We start from the raw sequence: 4,271 nt of genomic DNA on the forward strand, positions 1-4,271 counted from the left end.
CCGCCCCGGCGGGCGTCCTGGGCTGAGCCGGACGCACGAGGGCCCCCGCGACCGGCGTGGTCGCGGGGCCCTCGGGGCGTCGGCGTCAGCTCCAGCGCTCGGACTGGGGGACGTACGTCAGCTGGCGGTCGCCGGTGTAGATCTGCTTCGGGCGGGCGATCTTCTGCTCCTTGTCGTCCACCAGCTCCAGCCACTGGGCCAGCCAGCCCGACGTGCGCGGGATGGCGAACAGCACGGTGAACATCTCCGGCGGGAACTGCAGCGCCTCGTAGATGAGGCCCGAGTAGAAGTCCACGTTCGGGTAGAGCTTGCGGCTGACGAAGTAGTCGTCCTCCAGCGCGATGCGCTCCAGCTCCTGGGCGATCTCCAGCAGCGGGTTGACGCCGGTGACCTCGAAGACGTCGTCGCACGCCTTCTTGATGATCTTGGCGCGCGGGTCGTAGTTCTTGTAGACGCGGTGACCGAAGCCCATGAGCTTCTCGTCACCCTTCTTGACGCCCTCGATGAACGCCGGGATGTTCTCCTTCGTCCCGATGCGCTTGAGCATGCGCAGGACGGCCTCGTTGGCGCCACCGTGCAGCGGGCCGTAGAGGGCGGCGATGCCGGCCGTCACCGACGAGTACGGGTCCACCTGGCTCGAGCCGACCGAGCGGACGGCGTTGGTCGAGCAGTTCTGCTCGTGGTCGGCGTGCAGGATGAACAGCACGTCCAGGGCCTTGGCCAGGCGCGGGTCCGGGTCGTACTTCTGCTCGCTCATCTTGAACAGCATCGACAGGAAGTTCTCGGGGTACGACAGGTCGTTGTCGGGGTAGACGTACGGCTTGCCCTGCGCGTGGCGGAACGACCAGGCGCCCAGCGTCGGCATCTTGGCGATGAGCCGGACGATCTGCTCGTGACGGACCTCGGGGTCCTTGATGCGGCTGGCCTCGGGGTAGAACGACGACAGCGCGCTGACCGAGCTCATCAGCATGCTCATGGGGTGGGCGTCGTAGCGGAAGCCCTGCATGAAGCTCTTGAGGTTCTCGTGCACGAAGGTGTGGAACGTGATGTCGTGCACCCACTGCTCGTGCTGCTCCTTGGTGGGCAGCTCGCCGTGGATGAGCAGGTAGGCGACCTCGAGGTACGTCGACTTCTCGGCCAGCTGCTCGATCGGGTAGCCGCGGTACTCCAGGATGCCCTTGTCGCCGTCGATGAAGGTGACGGCGCTGCGCGTGGAGGCGGTGTTGGTGAAGCCGGGGTCGTAGACCGCCAGGCCGGGATCGTCCTCGCCGCGGCCGATCTGGCCCAGGTCGGAAGCACGCACGGTCCCGTCGGTGATCGGGATCTCGTACTCCTCGCCCGTGCGGTTGTCGCGGACGGTCAGCGTGTTCTGCTCGGTCACGATGGGTCTCCTGTGACGGGGAATCGGGGCCTCGCGGGTGGCGCGGGCACGGGGCCTAACGTAGTCCGGCGCCGTGTCGCCCGCGTCCTCGGGGCGCGAACGGGGGCCGTTTTGACCTTCCGTGGACAGGCCCGTTATTCTAGGACGTCGTTGTGCCTTTGCGTTGCTCCAACGCGCTCGGCACCGGAACGACTTACCGAATGCAACCCTGAACAGCGAGAAGGTCCCGCCGTGCGTACGTACAGCCCGAAGCCCGCTGACATCTCCCGTCAGTGGCACGTGATCGATGCCGAGGACGTCGTCCTCGGCCGTCTGGCCGTCCAGGCCGCGACGCTCCTGCGTGGCAAGCACAAGGCGACCTTCGCGCCCCACGTGGACGGTGGCGACTTCGTCATCATCGTCAACGCCGAGAAGGTGGCCCTGTCGGGCAACAAGCGCACCGACAAGCTCGCCTACCGCCACAGCGGCTACCCGGGCGGCCTCAAGTCATCGCCATCGGCGACCTGCTCGAGAAGGACGCCCGCAAGGCGATCGAGAAGGCGGTCTGGGGCATGCTCCCCAAGAACCGGCTCAGCCGCGCCCAGATGAGCAAGCTGAAGGTGTACGCCGGACCGGAGCACCCGCACGCCGCTCAGCAGCCCCAGCCGTTCGAGATCTCGTCGATCTCCCAGTAAGAGAGAAAAGGCACATCATCGTGGCTGAGACCACCGAAGACTTCACGCCGAACGCCGACGGCGTCGCGTACACCTCCGAGAGCGCCGGCGCGGCGACCGAGTCGGGTCGCACCTCGACCATCGCCCCCGCGGGTGCCACCGGCCGCCGCAAGCAGGCCATCGCGCGCGTCCGCCTCGTCCCGGGCTCCGGCACCTGGACGGTCAACGGCAAGCCGCTGGAGGAGTACCTCCCCAACAAGCTGCACCAGCAGATCGCCAAGGAGGCGCTCGTCGAGACCGGCCTGGACGGCCAGTTCGACGTCATCGCCCGTGTCACCGGTGGTGGCATGACCGGCCAGGCCGGTGCCCTGCGCCTCGGCGTGGCCCGCGCGCTCAACGCCGTGGACCTCGAGGCCAACCGCGCCACGCTGAAGAAGGCCGGCCTGCTCACGCGCGACGCGCGCGTCAAGGAGCGCAAGAAGGCTGGTCTCAAGAAGGCGCGCAAGGCGCCCCAGTACAGCAAGCGCTGATCGTCCGATGGGCCGTATCTTCGGCACGGACGGGGTTCGCGGTCTCGCGAACCGCGACCTGACCGCGGAGCTCGCCCTCGACCTGTCCGTCGCCGCTGCCCACGTGCTGGGCGAGGTCGGTGCCTTCGCCGACCAGCGTCCGACGGCCGTCGTCGCCCGCGACACCCGAGCCTCGGGGGAGTTCCTCGAGGCCGCGGTGGTCGCGGGCTTGGCGTCTGCGGGGGTCGACGTGCACCGCCTCGGCGTCGTCCCGACCCCGGGCGCGGCGTTCCTGACGAACGAGCTGGACGCCGACATGGGCGTCATGATCTCGGCGAGCCACAACCCGATGCCCGACAACGGCATCAAGTTCCTGGCCCGCGGCGGGCTGAAGCTCGACGACGAGATCGAGCTGGCCATCGAGGCCCGGCTGCAGGAGCCGTGGGACCGTCCGCTCGGCGAGGGCGTCGGCCGGGTCGGCGACAGCGTCGCCGGCCTGCGCACCTACGCCAAGCACCTGGCCGACTCCAGCCCCGCGCGGCTGGACGGCCTGAAGGTCGTCCTGGACTGCGCCAACGGCGCGGCCCACGAGGTCGGCCCGGCGGTCTTCGAGGAGCTCGGCGCCACGGTCGTGGCCATCCACGCCGAGCCCGACGGGCTCAACATCAACCGCGACTGCGGCTCGACCCACCTGGACGACCTGCAGGCGGCGGTCGTCGCCCACGGTGCCGACGCCGGCTTCGCCTTCGACGGCGACGCCGACCGGTGCCTGGCCGTCGACGCGGAGGGCCGGCTGGTCGACGGCGACCAGATCCTGGCGATCCTCGCCCTCGCCGCCCACGACGCGGGCACGCTCCACGACGACACGGTCGTCGCGACGGTCATGAGCAACCTCGGCTTCGTCCAGGCGCTCCAGGCCGCCGGCCTCACGGTCGTGCAGACCGCCGTCGGTGACCGCTACGTGCTCGAGGCGATGCGCGCCGGTGGCTTCACCATCGGCGGCGAGCAGTCCGGCCACGTGATCATGAGCCGCTACGCCACCACCGGCGACGGCGTGCTCACCGCGGTGCAGGTCGCCGCGCGCATGGTCGAGTCCGGCCAGACCCTGGCCGAGCTGGCCGGCGTCATGACCCGCCTGCCGCAGGTGCTGGTCAACGTCGGCGGCGTCGACAAGGCGCGCGCCGACTCCGATCCCGTCCTGCAGGGCGAGGTCGCCGCCGCGACCGCCCGCCTCGACGGCACCGGTCGCGTCCTGCTGCGCCAGTCCGGCACCGAGCCGCTCGTCCGCGTCATGGTCGAGGCCCCGACGCACGACGAGGCCAGCGAGGTCGCCGAGCACCTCGCCTCGGTCGTCCGCGCCACGCTCGCCCTCTGACGCTCGTCGCCGGGACGGCCGCGCCCCCGTGCGGTCGTACCCTGCGACGGTGACGAGCATCGAGACGGTCGACCCCGCCGGGCCGGCCTACGACGAGTGGTACGCGGTCTACCGCAGCGGGCACGACCGGCCCTTCGACCAGCCGTACTCGTACGCCGAGCAGCGCGTGAACCTCACCCCCGACCCGTACCGGGACGCGATCGCGCTGCTGGCCCGCGACGGCGACGGCATCGCGGTCGCCGCGGCCTGCGCCGAGCTGCCCCTGCAGGACAACCGGGAGTTCGCCTACGTCGAGCTGGTGACGTCGCCGCCGCGGCGCCGGGAGGGGCACGGCGGCCGGCTGCTGGACGCCC

At 70.4% G+C, this 4,271-nt stretch carries 3 protein-coding genes and 2 pseudogenes; 4 read left to right on the plus strand and 1 reads right to left on the minus strand.

The features are described from left to right. Positions 1-85: 85 nt before the first annotated feature. Positions 86-1,381 carry a citrate synthase gene (locus AC2W7G_RS10235; protein ID WP_485868340.1) on the minus strand — a complete coding sequence of 432 codons (1,296 nt, stop codon included), beginning with the start codon at positions 1,379-1,381 and terminating at the stop codon, positions 86-88. A gap of 231 nt (positions 1,382-1,612) precedes the next feature. Here AC2W7G_RS10235 and rplM point away from each other — a divergent pair. From rplM to AC2W7G_RS10255, 4 genes and pseudogenes are all read left to right on the plus strand, one after another. Continuing rightward, a pseudogene (gene rplM, locus AC2W7G_RS10240) lies at positions 1,613-2,055 on the plus strand (50S ribosomal protein L13). A gap of 14 nt (positions 2,056-2,069) precedes the next feature. Continuing rightward, the gene (gene rpsI / locus AC2W7G_RS10245) at positions 2,070-2,564 is read left to right on the plus strand and encodes a 30S ribosomal protein S9 (RefSeq protein ID WP_485868342.1); all 495 of its coding nucleotides are present in this window, start codon (positions 2,070-2,072) and stop codon (positions 2,562-2,564) included. 7 nt (positions 2,565-2,571) lie between these two features. Further along, positions 2,572-3,918 carry a phosphoglucosamine mutase gene (gene glmM / locus AC2W7G_RS10250; RefSeq protein WP_485868341.1) on the plus strand — a complete coding sequence of 449 codons (1,347 nt, stop codon included), beginning with the start codon at positions 2,572-2,574 and terminating at the stop codon, positions 3,916-3,918. Positions 3,919-3,967: 49 nt separating this feature from the next. Further along, positions 3,968-4,271, plus strand: a pseudogene (locus AC2W7G_RS10255) (hypothetical protein); the annotation flags it as partial.

Source organism: Aeromicrobium sp. PFPM2_SD2 (assembly GCF_057364525.1).

What these genes read in the sequence shown, in the direction of transcription:
- glmM (WP_485868341.1), top strand. Translation starts at nt 2,572, where the DNA reads ATGGGCCGTATCTTCGGCACGGACGGGGTTCGCGGTCTCGCGAACCGC.